Raw genomic sequence first — 24783 nt, forward strand, 5'->3', positions numbered from 1 at the left:
CAAATGATTTCCTTCTCACAAATTTTATTTAGCTATAAAATAATCCGTCACATATTGAGCCCAAATTTCGTGCCCTTTTGTATTTGGGAAACCGAACTCTTCTTGTAAGTAAGGTAAAATTTCCTTCGTTGATGCATCAGGCCATGCTCCCCAATGATCCACATATGTATAACCATTTTGCGTCGCAAATTGCTTTAACGCCTCAATTGCCTTCGGATAATTCTTCGCACCATACACTGGGTTTGATGGTTGAATCATAATTGTAGCACCCTTCGCACTAGTAGAAAGTGCTTGTACAAATTTTTGCGTGCTTGCTACAGAGTTGCCATTACCAGTTTTACCATTGTCAGTAATAAACGGTGGTTCGAATAAAATCACATCTGGCTTTTCTTTCGCAATCTCTTTATCACGTTTATTCGCAATTAACTCTTCTGTGCTTTCATCCTTATATTCTTTTACCGTCACATTCCATAAACCTTTACCATAAGCACTTTCTAAATTAGCTGTCAGCTTGGCTGCCCAAGCATCTTTTTCAGATGAAGAAGCTTCATCACCAACAATAACAAGGTTTACTGCCTTTTTATCCTCAGCAGCTTTCTTTAACTTCTCTTTCACTTCATCTGGTAAATTCTTCGCATATGCTTCATTAAAAGGTGACTTCGCACCTTGTTTCTTCTCTGATTTCTTCGTTCCACTATCTTTCACTTCAGACTTCGTTTTCGTTACTTCACTCGTCTGTCCCGTCGCATTCGCAATCTTCTTATTCCAATATAATTTACCGCTCACAACCGAAGCGACAAACAATACAAAAATAACTAGGACAAGTACTGCTTTCTTATTCATCGATTCACCTCATCTATTATTCTCACAACATATAATACTAATATAAATTCACGCAAAAATAAACCCAACTCCTACCAAAGGAGTTGGGTTATTACATATTACTTAGTCACTTCAAGATGCGCTCTTAACTTATTCGTAATATCTTGTTTCGCTGCATCTGGGACGTAGTAATACCAAATACCATCAGCGGCTTTGTGACCGTCACCTGGGATTTGAATATCCTCACTATTTTTCAAGCAATCTTTATAATTCTTTTGCATATCAAACATTTGATCTTGCGTTAAGTTTGTCTTCACATTCTTTTGAATTGCTGTTAACACATCACCATAACTTGATAAAGAAGAGAAGCTTGCGCCTTTCTTAATAACAGCTTGCATCACTTGACGTTGACGCATTTGACGTCCGAAGTCACCGCGTGGATCTTCCTTACGCATACGAGTATACGTCAAAGCTTCTTCTCCCGTTAAATGAATACTCCCTTTTTGAAAGTGTATTCCATCCCAAGAGAATTCTAAATCATTATTTACATCCACACCACCAACAGCATCAACAATATCCTTAAAACCATCCATATTAACTTCGATATAAAAATCGATAGGAACATCTAAAAATTTTTCAACAGTTGCAGTAGCCATATCAACCCCACCATACGCATATGCATGGTTAATCTTATCACTTTTACCTTTTCCAACAATTTCTGTATACGTGTCACGAGGGATACTTACTGTCTTTATGGAATTATTTTTAGGGTTTAATGTAATAACCATTAAGGAATCTGAACGCCCTTTATCATTTCCTTGCTGGTCCGCTCCTAATAGTAATATAGAAACAGGTTTAGATTTACTAACTTTCATCATTTCCTGATTGCTAGATTCTTGATCCCGCTTTAGTGGTTTATGAACTTCATCTAGTGTTTTTGAAACTGAAGAATATATATTATATACGTATACACCTCCGCCTATTATTAGTACTCCAATAATACCTAATGTCCAAAACAGGATTTTCTTTCGCATTCTATCTCCTACTCTCTATCTATAAACGCTCTTTATTTATACATCATTACCCCAAGACCCTACCATTATAAATAAAAATATATAATAGCATTATATATTTTTTCTAAAGAAATGAAATAAAGCATTCGTTTCGTCAGAAATAACTACCCTATTTTTTAACACCCTTTTCTAATACTGTTTTAATTACTTGAATGACCCTATTTTGTTCTTCGATGGTCATACTTGATCCTGATGGTAAACATAATCCCTGACTAAATAGCTCTTCCGAAATATTTTCCACTTCGCTATGTCGGTAATATTTCGCCCCTTCGAATACTGGCTGTTTATGCAGTGGCTTCCAAAGTGGTCGTGCCTCAATATTTTCACTTGCCAATGCTTCAATAATATCTAAATAGGTTATACCAGTTAACTTTTCATCTATAAGTAGTGTTGATAACCAACGGTTAGGTACAGCATCTTTAAATTCTGGCATAAATGTGATTCCTGCGATATGCCCTAGAGCCTTTTTATATCGTCCAAAAATTTCACGTCGAGATTTTATACGCTCATTTAATACCTCTAATTGAGCTCGACCAACCCCTGCAACAATATTACTCATACGATAATTATAGCCGATTTGACTATGTTCATAATGTACTGCTGGATCTCGTGCTTGCGTTGATAAAAACCTTGCTTTTTGAATTGCAGCCTCATCATTTGAAACCAACATTCCTCCACCAGAGGTTGTTATGATTTTATTACCATTAAAAGAGAAGATGCCAAACTTTCCAAACGATCCTGTTTGTTTTCCCTTATATGTTGTACCCAAAGATTCTGCAGCGTCTTCAATAACTGGAACATTATACTTATTACAAATCGCCATAATTTCATCCATTTTAGCACTTTGTCCAAATAAATGAACAATAATAACAGCTTTAGGGAGTTTACCATTCAATTCTTCTTCCTTAAACGCCTTCTCTAAGGCAATAGGAGATATATTCCATGTATCTGGCTCTGAATCTATAAATATTGGTTCAGCCCCCTGATATACAATTGGATTTGCACTAGCTGCAAACGTAAAAGAAGAACAAAAGACACTGTCCCCTTGACCAACACCTAATAATTGCAGCGCCAAATGAATTGCAGCTGTACCAGCACTCACAGCCGCAGCGCTACTTACTCCAATATATTCAGAAATTTGTTGCTCAAATCTATCCACATTAGGTCCTAATGGAGCTATCCAATTCTGCTCAAAAGCTTCACGAATATACTTTTGTTCATTTCCGCTCATATGTGGTGGTGATAGATAAATTCGTTTATTAGAAGTCATAATTTTCGTTCTCCTCCTGAGAATAGTTACTTATTTTGCAATAATTTCTTGAACTTTTAAAATATCTTTTAGTTCATACAAAGAGCTAATTCTAACATGAGCTAAATATTCATCTGAAACAGAAACTTTAGAATACTGCCCCCCATCTCTATCAATGTGGACTGTTAACCAACCTAATTTTTTTGGTGTTATAAAATCCTTTGATAAATTATCTGCAACATACACATACTGGTTTGATTCAAATCCAAAACGCTCTTCAATTTTATTGTATGGAACCATACTAGGTTTCCAATTTTCCCTACCATATTCATCTGAATATACAATGGTTTTAAGATATGACTCTAATCCTAGTGCAGCTACTTTATTTTTCTGCACATTGTAATAGCCATCAGTAATTAAACCCGTTTCACACTTTGCATTATAATAATTAATAGCCCATTTTGCATCTTCAAAGAGTTCAATAGTCGGCTTATGATTCCTATATACATCAAGTAAACATTTTACAATGTCATTATTACATTCGGCGTTTAATTCTTCTAAAACTTCATTAAAAATTTTACCTCTTCTACCTGAATCAAATAACTCCATTGCCTTATTATAAAAATTGCTTACACTGTAATTTTGATTTAAATATTGATCAACAGCCTTAAACCCACTCTTTACAAAGTCATATTCTGCATATAAAGTATCATCCATATCAAAGACTACGGCTTTAATCATTTACTCTAGCACCTTCTAAATAAATTGCATCATCATATCGCAACATTAAAAATTGATCTTTCCATCCTATAAATGGCTTTTCAAGTGATTCACCTAATAACATATTAAGAATGAACTTAGGGAAATCTGCACCAGATGCAATTGTTAAAGGATGTCCTCCACCAAATCGAGGATTAATTTCAATAAACTTCACTTCATTATCCTGAGTTAAAAAACATTGTACAGTGATACACCCTACAGCCCCTGGCAGTTTACTTACAACATTATTCGAAGCTTCAATGATTCTTTGATTTTTTTCTGTCATTCCTTTACTGACTTCACCAGCACGTGTTTCAATTCTTAACCTTGGAACTGTACAATAAATTTCTCCATCAAATCCTACTAAAACATCTACTGTATACTCTTCACCTGTAACATATTCTTGTAACATAGGATCTTTAATATAATTCTTGAAAAATTCTAGTTCTCGAGAATTTTTTATAATTGTTACACCTTTACTAGAACTTCCAGACACAGGCTTTAACAATAAAGGATATTGTGTATCCTTATTCATTAATACTTTTTCTATATCAAATGCTTTAGGAGTTGAAATTCCCTTCTCTAAAAAGAATTTTGTTGTATTTTCTTTATCAAAACAAATTTTATTAGTTTCAACAGAAGAAACTAATAATTCAACTCCCACTTCCTCAAATCTCTTTCTATTTTCTGCTAACAAAATTAATTCTGTATCTATTAAAGGTACTAATAACTTAATATTATGTTTGTCGCAAATACTAATTAACTCATCAATATATGTAGCATCTGTAACACGTGGTACTAATTCGTGTATATCCGAGACAAAGGATGCCGGAGCATTCCTCTGTAAATCTGTTGTTATAATTTTCCCATTTACATGCAAACTCTTTAATGTATCTTTAAAATGCTTTACTAATGAAACTCTTCTTCCTACGCTAGTAAATAAAATATTTAATGCATCCATTTATTTCTCATTCCTTTACATTTTTAATTCCTTCAAATTTTGGCATTGTTGCATGCCCCTGCTGACTAATACCTTCTGATTTAAACACCTTTAAAACAGTTAAAAATAAAATTTTAAGGTCTAATAAAAAAGAATAATTATCTACATACCATACATCTAACTCAAATTTTTCTTCCCAAGAAATTGCATTCCTACCATTTACTTGGGCCCAACCAGTTATTCCAGGTTGTACCTCATGTCTTCTTGCTTGTTCCTTCGTATATAGAGGTAAATATTCCATTAATAACGGACGTGGTCCTACTAAACTTATATCGCCTTTTAATACATTTATAAGCTGTGGAAGTTCATCTAGACTTAATTTTCTAAGTATCTTACCAAAACTAGTTAATCTCATTTCATCTGATAAAAGATTCCCCTCCCTATCCCTTGCATCAAGCATTGTCCGAAATTTATACACATAAAAAGGTCTTCCATATAAACCTGGACGTCTTTGTTTAAAAAGAATAGGAGATCCTAGCTTTATTCTTATTAAAATGGCTACTATTATCATAACCATACACAATAACAATAATAAAGTTATAGAAATCACTATATCAAATAACCTTTTCACTCATCATCATACTCCTTACATATATAATTGTTCCACTTAAAATTAAATAAAAACTGTCCACTATACAGTTCTTTATTTAATAACTATTATATTTTATTAATTATTTTACGGTTCTTTATATTTTTTAAAACCGTACGTATCCTACTAAAAATATCTAATATTATTACCCTTTCAAATATAAAATTCCCACTTAAAATAATTACTAACGTCCATATAGATACAACTATTGCTTGTAGTATCCATGCTTTCCAGCTAGAAACATTTATTGGGAATAAAAAGTTGAATACTAAAAATACTATACTTCCCATTATTAAATTCACAGATATCCTTCTTATAGATTTCCATGAAGATTGTTCTAATATTTTTACATTTGAGTAAATAATAAAATCTATAGTGCGATATAAAAACGAACAAATTGATCCCAATAAAACCCCATAAATCCCATAATATTGAACAAATACTAACGATGCTATTACATTAATAATAGCTTCAATAATTGCCCTTTTTCTAGTTTCCTTAAAATGTCCTGCGGCGGATACAATAATATTTTGCGGAATTCGAATCTGATTGGCCAATCCTACACCTACAAATAATATTGCTAAGATTGGATTAATATAATTTGCATCGTTAATACCCTCTGTATACATTTTCATAAACGGGATAACCAAAATCAAACAACATGTATATGCCCAAGTTAAAACCATATAGTATAAGCATTCGAAGCTACTGTACGCTCGCCTTACATTATCTTTATTATTCATTGCAATCGCTTCGCCAAAACCAGCCAACAGTCCTGTAGAAAATACACCTATCATGCTTCCAATAGCTGTAAATATCAGACCATAAACAGAATAAACACTAACCATTTTTAATCCTAAAAAAATGGTAATTATGACAATTGGACTATTAAAAACGATTAAGGATGCAATTTGATGAATAAAGGCATCCCATCTTTTATCTATAGCTTTATAATCTGCCTCAGTGTTAAATTTAACTGCTGGATATTTCCTTTTGAAATATCGTATTATTATAAACATCCTTAAAAAGGAAGCACTAGTGGACCAAATCGTAACAATTATAATATCTTGTTTCCAATACATTAATGCTATTGCAATAACCGCATTCAAAATAGAGATTATCACTTGAGTAATATTGACAATGTATTCTTTTTGATCTGCCGCTAATAATACTGCATATTTATTATAAACTAAAAATTCTAAAACACCGCTTCCGGCCAATACTATAATTAATATAAAAATTGTGAAACTCGGAATTTCACTCTCTGTTACAAACGGATATAGCATAGCAAATATTACAATAATGGCCATGAAAACCAGACCAGATCGATGGTAAAAGCTCCTTGTAGCAGATAAAATTCCATTTATCTTCAATTGATCTTTATTTGCTAAAGGCTTATATAATGCTTGCATTGTAGCAACACCGATTCCAGCCTCCACAAGCTTAAAGTATGCTAAAAATTGTCCTAACGAAGCAATTAATCCATTCATTTCAGAACCATAGGTTTTAATTCTTATAGGAACTAACATAAATCCCAATACTATCGTAATAACTTGTAATAAAATAGCCCCTAAAAAATTATAAAATGCTTTTTGTGTCCGCATAAGATTTATCTCCATTAAAAATTTTAATCTTTAAATATTCATTTTGCCCTTTTAGATACAATTTTTGTAACTAACGAACTTCTCCCAAGTATGCATAATAACATCATGCATTTCATATAAAGCTCACCTTTTTTTGTAAAACCAGCATTTCTTAAATATAAATTATATTCCTTACTCTTTATACAATTTCTCAAGTAATTCCTATAAGAGCTATTTTGCTCAACTAATATTAATTTCTTATTTATTGATCTATGCTCCTCATATTTTACCAGTTCACTTATTACAGCAATAATTTCAATCCAACAGATTACAGAGCATACATTCCCTAAATTTTTATTTATTTTAGCTAAATACTTTTCGAATCTCTCTGTCATATCTACCAATCTCACTAAAATATCTTCTGGGAAAGAACGGCTTAGCGATTTATCTCTGTACATATAATTATAAAATTCATGCGGAATTACATAAATTTTTTCCGCATGACAAATAGCATACAAATTAAAAAACATATCTTCCGCATAATTTTGACCTTCGAAGAATTTTAGTTTATTATTTTCTATTAATTCCCTTTTATATAGCTTATTCCAAGTTGAGTAGGCATGCTGAAATGTAAGATAGGGACCCAAAATGTAGTTTTGCACACCTGATTGACTTAAATTAAATACTGTTTCATTCATTTGTACCTTACTTATTACACTACCGTCTTCAAAAACATTTTTATATCCACAAATTGTTATATCAGCTTGTTTCGCTTTAGCACTATTAACTAAAGTCTCTAGCATTTCACTATCAATCCAATCATCAGAATCAACAAATGATACATATTCACCTTTCGCAGCAGCTAGACCTACATTCCTAGCGGAAGAAATCCCACCATTATTTTTATCAATTACCTGTATTCTCTTATCCATTTCTGCATATCCATGACAAATTGCACCACACTGATCAGTTGATCCATCGTTCACAAGTATAATCTCTATCTCACACAGTGTTTGATTTAATAAAGATTCTATACATTTTCCTAAATATTTCTCAACGTTATATATTGGTACAACTACACTTACTATCGGCCTCAATCATTTTTCCTCCATCAAATTGTATAGTTTATTTATTTCTTTCTCATTTCCTTTATAATTTTTTAGGTTATCAGAAAGCTCCTTGGCTAAAAGCGGATTTCCCAATAATTCTTTAATCCTGGTTACTAATCCATCACTATCTATCGAAGCAATTAAACCTGTTTTATTTTCTATTACTTGCGAAGCCACTGTTTCATAATTAGTTACTACCAACGGTTTCCCTAACGCTTTCGCTTCTTCAATTGCAATAGATTTCCCCTCTGTTCTAGAGGGTTGAACATATATATCTGCAGCCTTTATAAAAGGATATGGATTAGGACTTAATCCTATTAGCATAAAGTTTTCTTGAAGATTTTTATCCTTTATTATCTTTTCTAAATTCCCTCTCTCCTGTCCCTCACCTACAACATACCAACGAATATTATAGCCTTCTTCCACAAGTTTTCCGCAAGATTCTAGCGCCAAATCTATCCCTTTTTCATAAGAGAGTCTGCCGACTGTAACGATGCAGCTTTGTCCAGTTTCATTATCAAGCATTGCTTTTCCCGTACTCATTTCACGAATAATAGAAGGCGATATTATGTTTTCTATAACGACTGTTTTATCGGACATCTCTGCGAACATATTATCTAACACCTTTTTACATTCCTCGGAGATTGTTATCCAATAATCAATATCCTTGTTATACTTTTTCTCAAAACTAACATCCATTCCTAATTTAGATAAATTACAATGATTCCATGCTATCTTAATATTAGCTTTTGTCTTTTCAACAATAAAATATTTGGCCCAAAGGTCCTGATAACTGATAGCAACATCATAATCTTTTTCTAGTTCGTCTATTTGATTTACATAATAGGGCCACACACTTTGCATTGCACTTGCTAAAGTCATACCTAATTTATAATTTATTAAATATTTAATCCTTCTATAGCTCAACTTCCAATAGCCTTTATAAATTAAATTTTTAACTGAATTTTTAACTGGCATAGTTAACTCTTTTAATGGGCTCGATAAAGGTAGTACATTTACCTGTTCAGGGATCATCTCCATAAACATTCCTTTATGAGCAAACAAAAATAAATCAACCTCATATTTTTCGTAATCAATATGCTCAAGCAAACTTAAAAGACTTTTAGAGGCCCCATCACACTGAAGATCATTTGTCACAAATAATATATTTTTTTTCATTCTTTACCCTCAAATCTATTTATCATTCATTCCCTAAAAATTTCTTTTTATTTTTATTTGAATTATAAATTAACATTATTACGCAGTAAGGTATTATGACCATATAAAACTCTGACCTTACAGCAAGCGATAATGATCCCCTAACATTATTAATTAGTATATATAATGTTATTGCAACAAAAGTATTTCCAACTATAAACTTTGCGGTATTTATGGAGTTTGGTGTTAATAGTTTACCAAATAAATATCCTAATATAAGCATGAATAGTAGACCAAACCACCCTAAATTATAATAAGATTCTGCCACTAAAGAAAAGCCAGGACCATAATCCATCTGCAATGCATTCATTAACCAATTTGATAAATCCGCTAAATCAGCGAAACTATACCCTCCCAACAATGTACTTGGTATTATCGCCATAATTGCAGCGAAATAAGATTCGCCTAATCTAAAGGAATATACTTCAGGCATCAAATCCATCACCTTTACAAGCGGAAACATAGAACCGCCTAACTCACCAATTCCTGATGCTATAAGGTTTCCTTCTATTATACTTTTTATATAAAGATCAAAAAATGAGGAGAAACTTCTATCTGCATACAATCTAAATTCTGACATAACAGGGAAGAAACTGAAAATCACTAACCCTATTACTATCAAACTATTAAATTTCCACCCTTTAAAAGGTTTTATTTGTGTGTGCCATAACCATGTAAATGCAACAAGTAATGAGATTGCCGCTCCACGTCCCCCACTTATAAATCCAGTTAAGACAATAAAAATTATAATTACACCTATTAAGATACGAATAATCCTCTTTTCCCGATAGCAAATTAGCAATAAAAATACACCTGGAATAAAGAACATAGACATTGACTGAAGGATATTGGAAACCCCTCCACTACTATTTCCAATTTCATATAAGGAGCTATAACCATTTTGCAAAGAATTTTTCACCGAAGCTATTAAATTACTTAAATACGGATAAAAAGAAATTAAGATTAATACAATTGATGTCCTTTTAACTATTCTCATCAACATATCGTCATTATGTTTATTTTCTACAAAACCTGTAATTTTTTTAGGTTCTTTATACGATAATAATGCTCCTAAATGTAAAAAACCTAAACAAATACATGTGTAAATTTGAGCTTCCAACATTTGATTATTATTGAATTCCAAATATAAGTTGAATCCCTTAAATGGTACTCCAATAGACTTTAAAAAAGCCTGTCCATATAAATATACATAAAAGGATAGTAAAAACATTACATATGGAGTAAATATTCTCCCACAAAGATATTTCCATGAAATAAGACACCATAGAATTAATAAATTCCCAATCCATCCAAATAACTTCATATCCGACTCTAAAACTGTATTAACTTGGGACATTAACATCACCATACCAACTATACTGATGCAACAAACAATTAAGATGTGCAACGCCAATGAATTCCCTTTTTGCTTAAGAATTGAACTTAATTTAAACATCACTATCATCTTCCCTAAATGTGATATACTCTCATTAAATTTTCAATATTGCTCTTGATATCGTATTCTTTTTGCTCAAATGCCAACATGATTTCATCACTATTTTTAAGTTTGTTATTTCTCATTTTTTGTAGTTCATCGATCCATCTGTCCACTCCAACATTTAAATCCATATACTTGATAAGTCCTAATCCCAAATCTGCTTCTATTGTAATTACATTAGAAACCACGCATGGTGTCCCCGCTGCTTGTGCCTCGATAAGAGTCACTGGTAACCCTTCAAAAATAGATGGCATGATAAGTACATCAAATAAATTCATTAAATTAGGAATATCTGCTCTTAATCCTAAGAAAATAATTTGATTTTGTAATCCTTCTTGGTCTACCCTTTTCCTTAATACATTATTAAGTTCTCCATCCCCCACAAATAGCATTCTAAACTCTATACCTTTTTCTTTCATTCTTTTACATATTGAAATGGTAAAATCATGATTTTTGATTTCATTTAATGTACCAACTTGCCCCATTATAAAAGTATTTTCTCTAATCTTATGTTCCCTATATAAATTTTCACTCTCTAAATTTTCCTTATTTAAATAAGGAAATACATCTATTGCATTAGGTAATACCTTACCTCTTTTTTTAAATTTTGATTTACCATATAAGAATTCACCAGCTTCTGTACCACAAGCTATAAATTCAGTAGCATTCAAATTAATTAATTTTCCCATTATGACTTGATATATTTTATGTAAAAGATTCTGCTTCACCGAGGCCTTTGTACTATGAGAATGAGCAATCCTTTTTTTTATACCAGCTAATCTGGCAGCTAATAAAACTAACCCAATATTATATAAAGTATGTGCATGTACTATATCAAACGGTCCTTCTTTTTTTAGTAACCTTACTAAATTACTTATGAATTGAAGTACACCTATTTTTTCTGGAGAAGGTATATAAAATATCCTTCCTCCTAATTTTTTTATTTCTTTGTCATAATATCCCTCTTCCTCATCGAAGGAAACGAAATCAAATTGTACATATTTATCATCAATATTCCGATAAATATTCATTATCATCGCTTCTGCACCACCACTACGCATTTTTCCCGCTACCTGTAATACTCTTATAGGTTTCAAACTGCCTTTCACCTCATCTAATTAAAATAAAACACAAGCAAATTGATAAACTGATAATTTGCTTGTGTTTTTATATTTAGTGTTCAACTGCATATAATGATTTAGTGCTGCGAATTCCATTTATTTTTTAAATAATGCATACAAGTGGCTGGAATTAAACCTATTATTAAAGGCTTTAGTACATAAAGTAACCCTATAGGCATCAACTTTAAAGTTTTAAAACCTTTGTATCGAACAATTGCTTCATCGATCCTATAACGGTATTTACGCTTGTTGTATGCTTCTCTATCCTCACGATAGTAAAATAAGCACTCTGATAAATTATATCCTCTCATCCCAGCTGCATACATTCGCATAAACAAATCATAATCCTCTGTTCGAAGGGTTTCCCTAGAAACCTTATAGCCTTCGCACTTCACTAAATCTGCCTTCCTCATCATTACTGTAGGGTGTAAAAAAGGGGTACCAAATAGAAAATCTCTATTTTCCACTCTGCCTTCCTTACCTCTAACACTCCATATTTTTTTATCATCAAATACGTTTGCCCTACTCCCGACTATACTGTACTCTAGATTACTCTCAAGGAATTCCACTTGTTTTTCAAAACGATTAACTTCAGAATAATCATCAGCATCCTGCCTAGCTATATACTCTCCATTAGAGACATTGATACAATTATTCAACGTTGCAGCCAGTCCCATATTTTTTTCATTTTTTATAAGCACAATTCTTGAATCTTGAGTAGCTAACTTACAAAGAATGTCCCACGTATTATCTGTAGAACCATCGTCACAAATAATAAACTCCCAATTAGAATATGTTTGATTTATGATTGAATTTACTGCTAATGATAACATTTCTTCATCAGGGGTATTATATACTCCCATAATTATAGATACTTTTGGCATTATTTTACCTCTCATAGTTAATTTTATAAGTAACTATTATAAATTTTACTTAGTTCTTTTTCGATTACTGGAATACTATAGTTTTTAACTTTTTCAAAACTAGCATGCCCCATTTCGTCTCTATCCTTTGGTGAAGAAATCAAATGAAGCATAGCACTTGATACACTATTAACTGAGTTAGGTTGTATCAAAAAACCATTAATTCCATCCTCGACAAGTTCTCTATGTCCTCTATTATCAATGGCTATAACAGGTAACGCACACGCCATGCTCTCCATAATATTTACTGGTAACCCTTCTCTTAAACTAGAGGCAACGGCCACATCACAAATAGGTAAAAGATCAGCGATATCTTCTCTATATCCAAGGAATTTCACTTGTTCCATTACTCCTATTTCTTTTGCTAAGGATTTATATTCTTCCATGAGCGGTCCTCTGCCCGCCAATAATAACCTAGCATTAGGGGCTATATGCTTAATTTCAGCTAAAGCCTGGATTAGGATTTTCTGATTTTTATTTTTATTAATCTCCGCTGCATAAAACATTAAAAAATCACTTTCACTGTAGCCAAATTTTTCTCTTATAGCATTCTTCTTTATTTCATCTATAGGCTTAAAACGGTCCATGTTTACACCTACACCATGAACATGTTCAATTCTCTTTGCTCCAAACTTACATTTAATTGCAAGTTCATAATCTTCCTCATTAATTGTTATTAAACAATCCGTGCTATTAGAAAGTATTTTCTCAAGAGGATAATATAAACACCAATTTAATATTGGGGCTCCCTTATAAAAATGAAATCCATGAGCAGTGTAAATTACTTTGGTGCCTACTTTTCTTGCATCCTTTGCAGCCAAACGTGCCATTACTCCACCTACAGGAGTATGACAATGAATAATATCATAATTATTTTCTTCTATAATCTTCTTAAGTTTTTTATACGCAGATATATTCTTAAAATCAAAAGGTGATCGTTTTATCTGGATGTCATATTTTTTATCAGTATAAGCTAATTCTATGTTCCCACCCGCTGCTACATGGACCTCCCATTGTTGATCTTGAAACCATTTCATATATGGCAAGTGGAATGCTTTAAAATGAGAATCTACCGTCGCGCAAAATAATACTTTTTTTTTCATCTCTATCCCCTATTAAAGTCATTTTCAAATAAAAACATATTTAATTTTATCAATTATTTTACAAATATCTTATCACTATTATTGTTAACTATTGACAATAACTTCTCTCTAATTTTATGTTGATCCATACTTGGAAATTCATCTAAAAATTCCTGTAAATTATTTTGATTTATTCTCACAGCTTTACCTACATGAATTTTTGGGAAAACTTGTTCTCTATGAACCTCGTTTTCATTTAAGAGCTCTTCAAATAATTTTTCGCCTGGTCTCATTCCAGTAAATTCAATTCCGATTTCTTCAACACTATAGCCTGAAAGTTGAATAAGATTTCTAGCCAAATCAACGATTTTAACAGGCTCTCCCATATCTAGAACAAAGATTTCTCCACCTTTTGCTAAAGCTCCTGCTTGAATCACCAATCGTGAAGCTTCAGGGATTGTCATAAAATAACGAACCATCTCAGGATGCGTTACTGTGACTGGTCCACCCTTTTGAATTTGTTTTTTAAATAGAGGAATTACACTCCCTCTACTTCCCAGCACGTTTCCAAATCTCACTGCAACAAATCGAGTATCACTTTCAGTAGCCATTTGCTGAACAAGCATTTCCGCAACACGCTTTGTTGCCCCCATTACACTTGTTGGATTAACAGCTTTATCCGTCGATACCATAACAAATGTATTAATACCAAATGTAGCTGCTGCTTCAGCCACATTTTTTGTACCCATAATATTATTTTTCACAGCCTCTTCTGGATTCCTCTCCATAAGAGGTACATGTTTATGTGCTGCTGCATGATAAATAACATATGGCTTATGTTGTTGGATCACCTCAAAAATTTTGTTTCTATCTTGTACATCTGCAATTTCAGTCACTATTTCAATAGAATCCCTGTATAGAGACCTTAATTCCATTTCAATCGCATAAATACTGTTTTCTCCATGACCCAATAACACAATTTCTCGTGGTTTAAATTTCATCACTTGACGACAAATTTCCGATCCAATTGATCCTCCTGCTCCAGTGACTAAAATCTTTTTACCTGTAATTTCTCCACCTATTCCTGCATCATCTAACTTCACAGGTTCTCTTCCTAATAAGTCTTCCACCTGCACATCACGAAACTCGTTAATAGAAACCTTCCCATCAAGAATATCTTCTAACATTGGTACGATTTGTGTTTTCATTTTTGTTTCCTTACACTTTTCAAAAATTGCATTTATTTCTTTACGACTAAGGGAAGGTATAGCAATAATAATATGCTCAATTTTGTACTGATCTACTATTTGTTTTATCTCTTTAGATGTTCCAACAATTGGAACACCATACATTTCTAATTTTTGTTTTTTCGGATCATCATCTGCAAAGGCCACTATCTCTAAATGTGCATCATGATTTATTTGAAGTTGACGAACAACCATTGTTCCTGCCGATCCTGCACCAATTACTAGCGTACGAACTTTACTGTTTTTCGGTGATATATACATGTCTTGGTAGATTCGCCACACAAAACGCGAGCCTCCAATGAATAACATATGTAGCATCCATGTAATTGCCAAAATGCGAACATAAATATCTTGATTAATAATTTCTTGAACGATACCAGTAACAAGAATTGATAACGTAACTGCTTTAAAAATATTTTTCAATTCCCCTATACTAGCATACTCCCAAACCTTTTTGTATAAATTATAAATTGCTGCAAAAATATGATGACTGCAGAGCAAGGCAATTGAACTAATCATAAGTGTAGTGGGAATATTATCTAGAGAATTGGGATGAATAAACCAATAACTTAAGTAGACCGAAGTCAATACAATAATAGAATCTAATAATACTAAAAACGCGAGCCTTCTTGGATAACTCAAAGCACATGTTCCTTTCCTATATATAATAATATCTTAATTAAATAACTCTAATTCATTCTGACAATAGCTTTCGCATGTATCTTATAACATCTTCTTTCAATTTTGAATCTTGAAGTGCCATTTCAATCGTCGTCTTAATAAAGCCAAACTTCTCCCCAACATCATAACGAGTACCTTCAAAATCATAAGCAAATACACGTTGAATTTCATTTAAACGTTGAATCGCATCTGTTAACTGAATTTCTCCACCAGCACCTGTTTGTTGGTCTTCAAGAAACATAAAGATTTCTGGTGTTAATACGTAGCGCCCCATAATTGCTAAATTCGATGGTGCTGTACCTTCTGCTGGCTTTTCAACAAATTGACGTACTTGATAACGACGATCGTTTTGTTCAACTGGATCGATAATACCGTAACGATGTGTTTCATTTTCAGGCACCGTTTGTACACCTATAACAGATGATTGTGTTCCTTCGTATTGATCCATTAATTGACGTAAGCATGGTGTTTCAGCTTGTACAATATCGTCACCAAGTAATACTGCAAATGGCTCATTTCCAATAAATTTGCGAGCACACCATACTGCATGGCCTAGGCCCTTTGGTTCTTTTTGTCTTATGTAATGAATGTTAATTCTTGAAGAAGCTTGTACTTTTTCAAGCATTTCGTACTTTCCTTTTTCTAAAAGGGTTTGTTCTAATTCGAAAGAATGATCAAAATGATCTTCAATCGCACGTTTCCCTTTTCCAGTCACAATAATAATATCTTCAATTCCTGATTCTATCGCTTCTTCTATTATGTATTGAATTGTTGGTTTATCAACAATAGGTAACATTTCTTTCGGCATCGCTTTCGTTGCTGGTAAAAATCTCGTCCCAAGACCAGCTGCTGGTATAATTGCTTTTCTCACTTTTTTCAATTGTAACCCTCCGCATTTAATTATTTATATGTAACAATAATAAAAACCCTACCTATAGAGTCATATTTATAACTCCATAGGTAGAGTTTCTGTTAAAAATAAATTATGGGCATCTAACCCATCCTCACGTCATACTCCCGACGACAAGCGTCTAAGGTAGGTTCGAAAATAAATTTTCTACCCACAGCACGACCGAGTGCCCCCGTTGATAACGGTTAGGAGACATCACCAATTCTTTATTTAAAAAATACCGAACAATTTTTTACGACGAATTTGTTCTGGATCTTCTTTGTAAATTGCCTTCCCGCTAATGATTAAATACGGATTCTCTCTTAAATCATTCATAACAGTTGCACCGAATTCTTTCTCTATCAGTTCATAGCTTTCTGCTAGATGAAATCCTCTTGTTGTTGTGTTATGTGCATCTGATGCGATCATATGGGTTAAATTATGTTCCACAAGCTGCAATGAAAATTTTTTGATTTTTTTACCAAACTTACCTAGTAAACTACCTGCCGTCACTTGTGTTAAAGCTCCCTTATTTACGAGGTTATATAACTTATCTGGCCGCTCAATTAACTCGGCATTACGTTCGGGATGAACGATAATTGGGATCATTCCTTTTACACGTAGTTCATACAATAGTTGTTCTGTATAACGAGGTACATGATTAGATGGAAATTCAATGAATATGTATTTGTTTGTTTCATTTAAAGTAACGATTTTACCAGCTTCATAGTCTTCTAATAAATCACCGTATAACCTGACCTCTTGCCCCGGTAAAATGGTAAGTGGAATATTATGTTGTTGTAATTCATCATTTAATTGCTTCACTTGATGAATAATAGAAGTACGCTCATTTACATATTTTCCATTTTGATGATGTGGTGTTGCGACAATTGTATGTATTCCTTCTGCCACAGCTTGCTGTGCCATTGCTAAGCTATCAGTTACTGTTTGTGCACCGTCATCGATACCAGATAAAATGTGGCAATGTAAATCAATCATTTGTTTTGTCCTCCCTCGCTTATAGTAATCTTTTTTCCCTTGAATATGAGATATTCCTCATATTCAAGGGAAAAAAGGAGATATGTTCTTCCCATATCTCACTCTTTTCATTACTTTGCACCGTAGTAATAATATAAGCCATGTTCTCGTTCACGATCGTTCAGAACAACACCTAACAATTTACCTTTTGCAGATTCCAATAATCCTTTTGCTTTTAGCGCCGTTTCCTTTTCTGTTGCTTCACTACGTACGACAAGAATAGATGCATCACATACATTTGCCATAATTTGCGCATCCGTAACAGCTAAAATCGGTGGTAAATCGAAAATAACTAAATCGTACGTACTGTATGCTTGTGCAAGAAGCTCCTGCATTGATTTTGAGCCTAACAATTCTGCTGGATTTGGCGGGATTGGCCCACACGCTAAAAAGTGTAAATTCTCTACAGATGTAGTTTGTACACATTTTTCTAAACGTTCACTATGTGTTAATACGTTCGTCAATCCGAAAATATTATCAACTTGGAACATTTGATGCATCGCCGGTTTACGCATATCTGCATCAATTAATAATACTTTCTTACCTTGTTGAGCAAATACAACTGCCATATTCGCTGTCGTCGTTGTTTTCCCTTCACTCGGGTTTGCAGACGTTACCATTAATGAATGTAAATTTGTATCAACAGACGCAAACTCAACATTCGTTCGAATATTACGATATTGTTCGGAAATCGGTGATTTCGGTTGTTGATGAGCAATTAATTGACGACGTTGACGATGATTCTTTTTCTTTTTAAATAAATTAAGAGCCAATTGTTTGTCCCCTCACTTTTCTTGATGATGGAGCGTGCGATTTCACACTTGGTGTTTCTTCATCCATGCGAGCAACAATACCTAACACTGGTAAACCAAGTAAGTTTTCTACATCTTCTTCTTTTTTCACTGTGTTATCTAAGTATTCTAGTAAGAATGCAAGACCAACTGCAGCCATTAAGCCAACAACGAAAGCAATTGCCACATTTAACATTGGACGTGGTTTAATCGGAGATTGATTTTCTGCAACTTCTGCTTTAGATAGTACTGTTACGTTATCCACGTTCATAATTTTTGCAACTTCACCTTTAAATACATCTGCAGTAGCATTTGCAATATCACGAGCTAATTTTGGATCTTTGTCCTCAGCTGTTACAGAGATTACCTGTGAATCTTTTTCATTCGCAACATTAATCTTTCCTGTTAACGCTTGCGCTGTCATATTTAAATTTAATTTTTCATTTACTTGATCTAAGATTACTGGGCTTTTAATAATAACCTTATATGTATTCGTTAATTGAATATTCGTTTGAATCTCACCAGCTTGGAACATTGCACCCTCTTGTTTCTTCTGGTTAACAAGAATTTGCGTCGAAGATTGATAGATTGGTGTCATAAAGAAGAAGCTAATGATAGCACTTACAATAGCTGCACCAAAGGCGATTACGAGGATCATTGCTAAACGTTTTTTTAAAATATGAAATAACTCTTTCAAACTAATTGTTTCTTCCATAAGTTCCTCCAACTTTCTAAAATTTGCACATAAGAAAAATTATAACATATAAATCTTACATTTTTTATTTTGATTGATTTCGTTCGACATTTATTCACATCAAGCACATATAATCTTACAAAATAATCTTAAATCTGACAACACATTCCAACAAATTTCCAAAATTTCCATTATATCACGATTTTTGTATAATACAATAATCGATTTTAAAATAATTCAAAAAAGCCGATAAAAACACTTATCGGCTACAAAATTTATTATATCATACATTATTTTCTAATAATATCCATATCGTTCCTTTTCTTCCCTCTTATCGTTTAAAACGACACCTAGTAGTTTACCAGATGCCTTGTCTAATATTTGCTTCGCTTTTACCATTTTATCTTTTTCTGTTTTTTCACTGCGCACGACAAGTATAACTCCATCGCATTTGTTCGCAAGTATTTGCGCATCTGTAACCGCCAGAACTGGCGGTGTGTCTATTAAAATAATATCAAACATGTTATATGCTTCTAGTAATACCTCGTCCATTACTCGATTTCCTAACAGTTCCGTTGGGTTTGGTGGTATTGGACCTGATGCCATTAAGTATACATTCTCTATATCTGTTTTTTGAATGCATTGCATTAATTTTACTTGCCCTAATAATACGTTCGTTAATCCATTAGAATGATGAATTGCAAATAAGTTTTGTATCGTCGGCTTACGTAGGTCAGCTCCGATTACTAAAACTTTCTTTCCTTGTTGACCGAAAACAGCTGCTAAGTTTGCAGTTGTCGTCGTCTTTCCGTCACCCGGATCCGGTGAAGTGACAATAAGAGAACGCATATGATGATCTACAGATGTAAATTCAATATTTGTACGAATATTGCGGTATTGTTCTGCAATACGCGATTTAGGCTCTTTATGTGTAATTAATTGTTTTAATGGTTTTCTTTTTTTTCTCCCGAACATGTCCTAGTCTCCTTTTTTAAACGCGACTCCTTCTCCCTATCTCTATATGTTCGATACACACGCCCAATTCATTCACGATCGATATATTACACTTTTTTTCTACTTATTTCCACTGGTAAATCCGCCCACCATCTCCCATATCTTACCATAATTCATACCATTCTATTTTCTCCTATATAAAGACCGTGATAATGTGACAATAGCTTCATTTCTTTTATGCCTTTATCATTTATCTCAAAAGCAAGATAAACGATAAAGTAATTATATGGTAATTCAAATTAGTTGTAAACAAATTTTCTGACTAGTTTGTATTTTAATATTTTAAACAAAAAATATATAAATAAAAAAATCCTTCTGTAATATACAGAAAGATTTTTTTATTTATATCTATTCTTTTTTATCACCAATCGCAAATGTAATTTCAGCTTCACAAGCAATTTCACCATCTACTGTTGCGATTGCTTTTCCTTTTCCGATTGGACCACGTACACGTGTCATTTCAACTTCTAGGCGAAGTTGATCACCTGGACGTACTTGTTTTTTGAAACGACAATTGTCGATACCTGCGAAGAAAGCAAGTCTTCCGCGGTTTTCTTCTTTCTTTAATACAGCAACTGCTCCAACTTGTGCCAATGCTTCTACAATAAGTACACCAGGCATAACTGCGTAGTCAGGGAAGTGCCCGTTAAAGAATTCTTCGTTTGCGGATACATTTTTAATTCCAACCGCTCTTTTCCCTTCATCTACTTCTAATATTTTATCAACAAGTAAAAATGGATAGCGGTGAGGAATGATTTCTTTAATTTGTTCTATATTTAGCATATAACAATCGCCCCTTTTGTAATATTGGTCTTACCACTTGGACATATTGTCTATTATCCCATTTTGTTTATTATTTGTCATTATAAAGTGAAACTTTAATCAGTGGGAGATTCACCCCCACTGATTATTAGTTGAACCAATCGGGCTTTTACGGGCAGTTGATCTCCCACCTAACTCCCTTGTATTCTCCAAATTTAGAGGTGGGAATCTTACTGCCCGTTAATGCGGGGTAAAGTGAAACTTTACTTCCTATTTATAAAAAAATGCATACACTCTATTCTCTTAAAATAGTTGCATATCCTTGCAACTGACACGGAGGTAAAAAAGAGTGTATGCCCAGATTAGGGAAAGGCAATATGTATTAACACATGATTTGCCTTAATGTCGTATTCGACTCATTATATTATAAACGTTTTCAAATACGGAAATATTAAATTTAACCATATATATGAATATTTTACCTATATTCTTCGTTTTTCTTTATTTTTCTTCTATTTTCTCAAAAAATCGAAATAAAAAAATAAAAATACAAAAAAAGAACTAAGGTTTACACCTTAGTTCCTTTCACTTTATCGTAAAGCACGCTTTGGTAATCTATCGATATTCTCTAACATAATACCTGTACCAACCGCAACGCAGTGCATTGGGTTTTCAGCAATTAATACTGGTACTTTTAGTTCTTCTGCTAGGAGCATGTCAATGCCGTGTAGTAAAGCTCCACCGCCTGTTAGAATGACACCGCGGTCGATGATGTCCGCTGATAATTCTGGTGGTGTGCGCTCTAGTACGCCTTTTGCAGCTTGTACAATAACAGCTGCATTTTCTTTTAATGCTTCTGTAATTTCTTCTGAGCATACTGTAATTGTGCGTGGTAAACCTGTTACCATGTCACGTCCGCGAATTTCAAGTTCTTCGCTACGTGCACCTGGGAATACTGTACCAACTTTAATTTTAATATCTTCTGAAGTACGTTCCCCGATTAATAGCTTATACTTACGTTTAATGTAGTTTAAGATCTCCATATCAAACTTATCGCCAGCCATTTTGATAGAGGAAGAGGTAACAATATCACCCATAGATAGTACAGCGATATCCGTTGTACCTCCACCAATATCAACAACCATGTTACCGCTTGGTTGGAAGATTTCCATACCAGCACCAACTGCGGCTACTTTTGGTTCTTCTTCTAAAAATACTGTTTTACCACCTGAACGTTCAGCAGCCTCACGAATTGCTTTTTGTTCTACTGATGTGATATTTGTTGGACAACAAATTAAAATGCGAGGTTTTGAAAAGAAGCTCTTTACGTCCAATTTGTTAATGAAATACTTTAACATTGCTTCTGTAATTTCGAAATCTGCGATTACACCATCTTTTAGTGGACGAATGGCTACAATATTACCAGGCGTACGTCCCACCATACTTCTTGCTTCTTCACCTACTGCTAATACTTTACCTGTGTTACGATCAATAGCAACAACAGATGGCTCATTTAATACAATACCCTTACCTTTAACATGGATTAATACGTTAGCCGTACCTAGGTCAATTCCGATATCTCGCGCAAACATTCCCGTTTTTTCCTCCTCGATATTCAAAATCAGGTTACACCCGAATTCTTTTACACCTAATTTCTGATTTTATCATAAATTTAACAGAAACGTAATATTCGCAAAAAGAATTCTTCTGAAAAATATTACCGAATTGAAACGGAATGTTTGCGATCGCATACTTATTGACGTACCGGCTTTTCTACATCTTCTTTTCTATACTTTTGCTTTGTTGCTTCTCCGCCTCTTAAATGACGAATAGACTTATGATAATCAAGAATTTCTTTCACTTCATTTGCGAGCTCTGGATTAATTTCTGGTAGACGTTCCGTTAAGTCTTTATGGACTGTACTCTTTGATACCCCAAATTCCTTTGCAATGACACGCACTGTCTTTCTTGTCTCCACGATATACTTACCAATCTTGATAGTTCTCTCTTTGATGTAATCGTGCACACCACTCGCCTCCCTAAATTGGATGTGAGAAGGGTGAAATGAGCCTCGCTGCATACGACTTAGAAGTAAGTGTGAGTGCTGTTTGTAAGCGTTAAACATTCTTGGATTTATAATGAAATGATTCACGATTTCTCACCTCAAACACTCTCTTTGCTTTGGTTTATACCATTGTATTGCCCGCACTACTGATATATGCTACATGTTCACTATTTTTGCGGACTAAGTTAAGAAAAATTACGTTTTTTTGTGAGAAATACGTTAACAGTGACTATTTTGGCGAAAAAAATGACCCCTTGTATACAAGGGGTCATTCTTCTCGCTCTAACTCTTCTTCTAACAATTGATGGTGGGGAACCTCTTTCTTACCGGCAATGTAATAATATAAAGTAAATAAAACAAACAATAAAATAATAGCAGTCGACAGAACAAACAAAAATGACACAGTATCCCCTCCTTTTTGTAATATATATTCGAGAATCTCGTCATTTTTCCTTGTTATTGTAACTTTTTTCTCGAAATTGAGTATTTTTATATGGAAATAAAAAAATCAGCTCTCCTAGTGAGAACTGATTTTTTCACTTTCTTATTCTTGTGAAGAAGAACTGTTAGATGATTCTGTAGAACCATTTGTTGATTTTTCTTCTTTCTTCGGTTCTTCTTTTTTGTCACTAGTTGAACCGCTAGTTGATTTCTCTTCTTTTTGAGACTTGTCTTCTGTTTTACTTTCTGGTTTCGTGCTCGTTGACTTTTCTTCTTTTTGAGATTTGTCATCAGCTTTTTTACCAGAAGCGTTCGTTGCCTTTGCAGCACCTGCATCAGCTTTAATTTCTGCTACCGACTTATTTAAGTAGCGCTCAGGGTTCACAGCCACATTGTCTTTACGTACTTCAAAGTGAACGTGAGAACCTGCTTCTTTATTCATGGCACTTAGACCGGATTTTCCTAATACTTCACCTTGTACAACTCGTGCACCTTTTTCTACTTTTACACTGCCTAAGCTTTGATAAGAAGCTGCTACACCATTTCCGCTATCAACTGTTACAACATAACCAAGAAGTGAATCTTTTTCAGCTTTCGTTACTGTACCACTTAAAGCAGCTGTAACATTGAATTCTTTTCCATTCTTCGCAGCAATGTCAATTCCTTTGTTCGGGGAATATGTGTTGTTATAAAAGACAAGTGCTTTTTCTTGTTCCGCCTCAGTTGCTGCATCTTCATAGAACTTCTTCTGTACAACTACTTCCGCATTAGCAGGAGCTGGCATTTTCACTACTTCTGAAGACTTCGTTACTGGTACTGCTGGATCTTCCGTTTGTGTATACGGCGTTGCTTGATCTTGGTTCGGAGTCTTCTTCGGATTAGCTCCTTGGAACCATAGCGCAACCATTAAAATTACCGCTGCACAAGCAATGTATAGTGCCGGAAATACCCATCTTTTTTGAAATAAATGTACTACCTTTTGCGACTTTTTATTATTTCTTCCTCGCATTCCATCATCACCTCAGCAATCATTTTGAACAATATTCACGTATCCTATACAACGTATAACTAATTACTTTTCGACAAAATTTGTAAAAATATGTATAGGAATTACAAAATTTCCGAGGAAATGATA

Annotated in this window: 24 protein-coding genes; all 24 read right to left on the reverse strand. The window is 33.5% G+C overall.

Features of this window, described 5'->3' with window-relative positions:
- Positions 1-24: 24 nt before the first annotated feature.
- The 24 genes from NST14_RS26740 to NST14_RS26855 all read right to left on the reverse strand — a co-directional run bounded on the left by NST14_RS26740 (position 25) and on the right by NST14_RS26855 (position 24657).
- Positions 25-843 carry an SGNH/GDSL hydrolase family protein gene (locus NST14_RS26740; protein ID WP_229143166.1) on the reverse strand — a complete coding sequence of 273 codons (819 nt, stop codon included), beginning with the start codon at positions 841-843 and terminating at the stop codon, positions 25-27.
- Between the two features lie 98 nt (positions 844-941).
- On the reverse strand, positions 942-1856 hold the full coding sequence (tagU, locus tag NST14_RS26745; RefSeq protein WP_229143167.1) for a polyisoprenyl-teichoic acid--peptidoglycan teichoic acid transferase TagU: 915 nt from the start codon (positions 1854-1856) through the stop codon (positions 942-944).
- Positions 1857-2004: 148 nt separating this feature from the next.
- Entirely contained in the window at positions 2005-3165 is a 1161-nt protein-coding gene (locus NST14_RS26750; RefSeq protein WP_229143168.1) for an aminotransferase class I/II-fold pyridoxal phosphate-dependent enzyme, read from the reverse strand.
- Between the two features lie 30 nt (positions 3166-3195).
- Positions 3196-3885 carry an HAD family hydrolase gene (locus NST14_RS26755; protein ID WP_229143169.1) on the reverse strand — a complete coding sequence of 230 codons (690 nt, stop codon included), beginning with the start codon at positions 3883-3885 and terminating at the stop codon, positions 3196-3198.
- The gene (locus NST14_RS26760) at positions 3878-4864 is read right to left on the reverse strand and encodes an ATP-grasp domain-containing protein (RefSeq protein ID WP_229143170.1); all 987 of its coding nucleotides are present in this window, start codon (positions 4862-4864) and stop codon (positions 3878-3880) included. The genes NST14_RS26755 and NST14_RS26760 overlap by 8 nt, the downstream gene beginning before the upstream one ends.
- 7 nt (positions 4865-4871) lie before the next feature.
- Positions 4872-5474 carry a sugar transferase gene (locus NST14_RS26765; protein ID WP_270729968.1) on the reverse strand — a complete coding sequence of 201 codons (603 nt, stop codon included), beginning with the start codon at positions 5472-5474 and terminating at the stop codon, positions 4872-4874.
- Between the two features lie 86 nt (positions 5475-5560).
- The gene (locus NST14_RS26770) at positions 5561-7096 is read right to left on the reverse strand and encodes a lipopolysaccharide biosynthesis protein (protein WP_229143171.1); all 1536 of its coding nucleotides are present in this window, start codon (positions 7094-7096) and stop codon (positions 5561-5563) included.
- 38 nt (positions 7097-7134) lie between these two features.
- Positions 7135-8172, reverse strand: coding sequence for a glycosyltransferase family 2 protein (locus NST14_RS26775; RefSeq protein WP_229143173.1), 1038 nt, complete (start codon positions 8170-8172; stop codon positions 7135-7137).
- Positions 8173-9363: a glycosyltransferase gene (locus NST14_RS26780; RefSeq protein ID WP_229143174.1), complete on the reverse strand. Its 1191-nt coding sequence runs from the start codon at positions 9361-9363 to the stop codon at positions 8173-8175.
- A gap of 22 nt (positions 9364-9385) precedes the next feature.
- Entirely contained in the window at positions 9386-10858 is a 1473-nt protein-coding gene (gene wzy, locus NST14_RS26785) for an O-antigen polysaccharide polymerase Wzy (protein ID WP_229143176.1), read from the reverse strand.
- 14 nt (positions 10859-10872) lie between these two features.
- Positions 10873-11997, reverse strand: coding sequence for a glycosyltransferase family 1 protein (locus NST14_RS26790; protein ID WP_229143178.1), 1125 nt, complete (start codon positions 11995-11997; stop codon positions 10873-10875).
- 101 nt (positions 11998-12098) lie between these two features.
- Complete coding sequence (locus NST14_RS26795) at positions 12099-12905, reverse strand: glycosyltransferase family 2 protein (protein ID WP_229143180.1); 807 nt, start codon at positions 12903-12905, stop codon at positions 12099-12101.
- 23 nt (positions 12906-12928) lie between these two features.
- Positions 12929-14047 (reverse strand): glycosyltransferase family 4 protein, encoded by a 1119-nt coding sequence (locus NST14_RS26800; protein ID WP_229143182.1) that lies wholly within the window; start codon positions 14045-14047, stop codon positions 12929-12931.
- A gap of 53 nt (positions 14048-14100) precedes the next feature.
- Positions 14101-15915 (reverse strand): polysaccharide biosynthesis protein, encoded by a 1815-nt coding sequence (locus tag NST14_RS26805; RefSeq protein ID WP_229143183.1) that lies wholly within the window; start codon positions 15913-15915, stop codon positions 14101-14103.
- A 52-nt stretch (positions 15916-15967) separates the two neighbouring features.
- Entirely contained in the window at positions 15968-16834 is an 867-nt protein-coding gene (bpsC, locus tag NST14_RS26810) for a UTP--glucose-1-phosphate uridylyltransferase BpsC (protein WP_229143185.1), read from the reverse strand.
- Positions 16835-17074: 240 nt separating this feature from the next.
- Positions 17075-17842 carry a tyrosine-protein phosphatase gene (locus NST14_RS26815; protein WP_229143188.1) on the reverse strand — a complete coding sequence of 256 codons (768 nt, stop codon included), beginning with the start codon at positions 17840-17842 and terminating at the stop codon, positions 17075-17077.
- A gap of 110 nt (positions 17843-17952) precedes the next feature.
- Positions 17953-18654 (reverse strand): CpsD/CapB family tyrosine-protein kinase, encoded by a 702-nt coding sequence (locus NST14_RS26820; protein ID WP_001207187.1) that lies wholly within the window; start codon positions 18652-18654, stop codon positions 17953-17955.
- Positions 18644-19387 carry a YveK family protein gene (locus NST14_RS26825; protein WP_000393134.1) on the reverse strand — a complete coding sequence of 248 codons (744 nt, stop codon included), beginning with the start codon at positions 19385-19387 and terminating at the stop codon, positions 18644-18646. The genes NST14_RS26820 and NST14_RS26825 overlap by 11 nt, the downstream gene beginning before the upstream one ends.
- A gap of 276 nt (positions 19388-19663) precedes the next feature.
- Positions 19664-20341, reverse strand: a complete 678-nt coding sequence (locus NST14_RS26830; RefSeq protein ID WP_000467919.1) for a CpsD/CapB family tyrosine-protein kinase — start codon at positions 20339-20341, stop codon at positions 19664-19666.
- Between the two features lie 387 nt (positions 20342-20728).
- Positions 20729-21163 (reverse strand): 3-hydroxyacyl-ACP dehydratase FabZ, encoded by a 435-nt coding sequence (fabZ, locus tag NST14_RS26835; RefSeq protein ID WP_000931956.1) that lies wholly within the window; start codon positions 21161-21163, stop codon positions 20729-20731.
- 569 nt (positions 21164-21732) lie between these two features.
- A complete protein-coding gene (locus NST14_RS26840; RefSeq protein WP_000457987.1) occupies positions 21733-22734 on the reverse strand; it encodes a rod shape-determining protein in 1002 nt (333 codons plus the stop codon).
- Between the two features lie 161 nt (positions 22735-22895).
- Complete coding sequence (gene spoIIID, locus NST14_RS26845) at positions 22896-23168, reverse strand: sporulation transcriptional regulator SpoIIID (RefSeq protein WP_000544012.1); 273 nt, start codon at positions 23166-23168, stop codon at positions 22896-22898.
- 307 nt (positions 23169-23475) lie between these two features.
- Positions 23476-23610 carry a hypothetical protein gene (locus NST14_RS26850; protein ID WP_000008903.1) on the reverse strand — a complete coding sequence of 45 codons (135 nt, stop codon included), beginning with the start codon at positions 23608-23610 and terminating at the stop codon, positions 23476-23478.
- 141 nt (positions 23611-23751) lie between these two features.
- Positions 23752-24657, reverse strand: a complete 906-nt coding sequence (locus NST14_RS26855) for a M23 family metallopeptidase (RefSeq protein ID WP_001214941.1) — start codon at positions 24655-24657, stop codon at positions 23752-23754.
- Positions 24658-24783 lie beyond the last annotated feature (126 nt).

Origin of the sequence: Bacillus sp. FSL W8-0519, from assembly GCF_038005585.1 — a bacterium.
GTDB lineage: Bacteria > Bacillota > Bacilli > Bacillales > Bacillaceae_G > Bacillus_A > Bacillus_A paranthracis.

Coding starts and splice junctions, on each gene's coding strand:
- NST14_RS26740 (WP_229143166.1), bottom strand. CDS start 843: ATGAATAAGAAAGCAGTACTTGTCCTAGTTATTTTTGTATTGTTTGTC.
- tagU (WP_229143167.1), bottom strand. CDS start 1,856: ATGCGAAAGAAAATCCTGTTTTGGACATTAGGTATTATTGGAGTACTA.
- NST14_RS26750 (WP_229143168.1), bottom strand. CDS start 3,165: ATGACTTCTAATAAACGAATTTATCTATCACCACCACATATGAGCGGA.
- NST14_RS26755 (WP_229143169.1), bottom strand. CDS start 3,885: ATGATTAAAGCCGTAGTCTTTGATATGGATGATACTTTATATGCAGAA.
- NST14_RS26760 (WP_229143170.1), bottom strand. CDS start 4,864: ATGGATGCATTAAATATTTTATTTACTAGCGTAGGAAGAAGAGTTTCA.
- NST14_RS26770 (WP_229143171.1), bottom strand. CDS start 7,096: ATGCGGACACAAAAAGCATTTTATAATTTTTTAGGGGCTATTTTATTA.
- NST14_RS26780 (WP_229143174.1), bottom strand. CDS start 9,363: ATGAAAAAAAATATATTATTTGTGACAAATGATCTTCAGTGTGATGGG.
- wzy (WP_229143176.1), bottom strand. CDS start 10,858: ATGTTTAAATTAAGTTCAATTCTTAAGCAAAAAGGGAATTCATTGGCG.
- NST14_RS26795 (WP_229143180.1), bottom strand. CDS start 12,905: ATGCCAAAAGTATCTATAATTATGGGAGTATATAATACCCCTGATGAA.
- NST14_RS26800 (WP_229143182.1), bottom strand. CDS start 14,047: ATGAAAAAAAAAGTATTATTTTGCGCGACGGTAGATTCTCATTTTAAA.
- NST14_RS26815 (WP_229143188.1), bottom strand. CDS start 17,842: ATGATTGATTTACATTGCCACATTTTATCTGGTATCGATGACGGTGCA.
- NST14_RS26825 (WP_000393134.1), bottom strand. CDS start 19,387: ATGGAAGAAACAATTAGTTTGAAAGAGTTATTTCATATTTTAAAAAAA.
- NST14_RS26830 (WP_000467919.1), bottom strand. CDS start 20,341: ATGTTCGGGAGAAAAAAAAGAAAACCATTAAAACAATTAATTACACAT.
- fabZ (WP_000931956.1), bottom strand. CDS start 21,163: ATGCTAAATATAGAACAAATTAAAGAAATCATTCCTCACCGCTATCCA.
- NST14_RS26840 (WP_000457987.1), bottom strand. CDS start 22,734: ATGTTTGCGCGAGATATCGGAATTGACCTAGGTACGGCTAACGTATTA.
- NST14_RS26855 (WP_001214941.1), bottom strand. CDS start 24,657: ATGCGAGGAAGAAATAATAAAAAGTCGCAAAAGGTAGTACATTTATTT.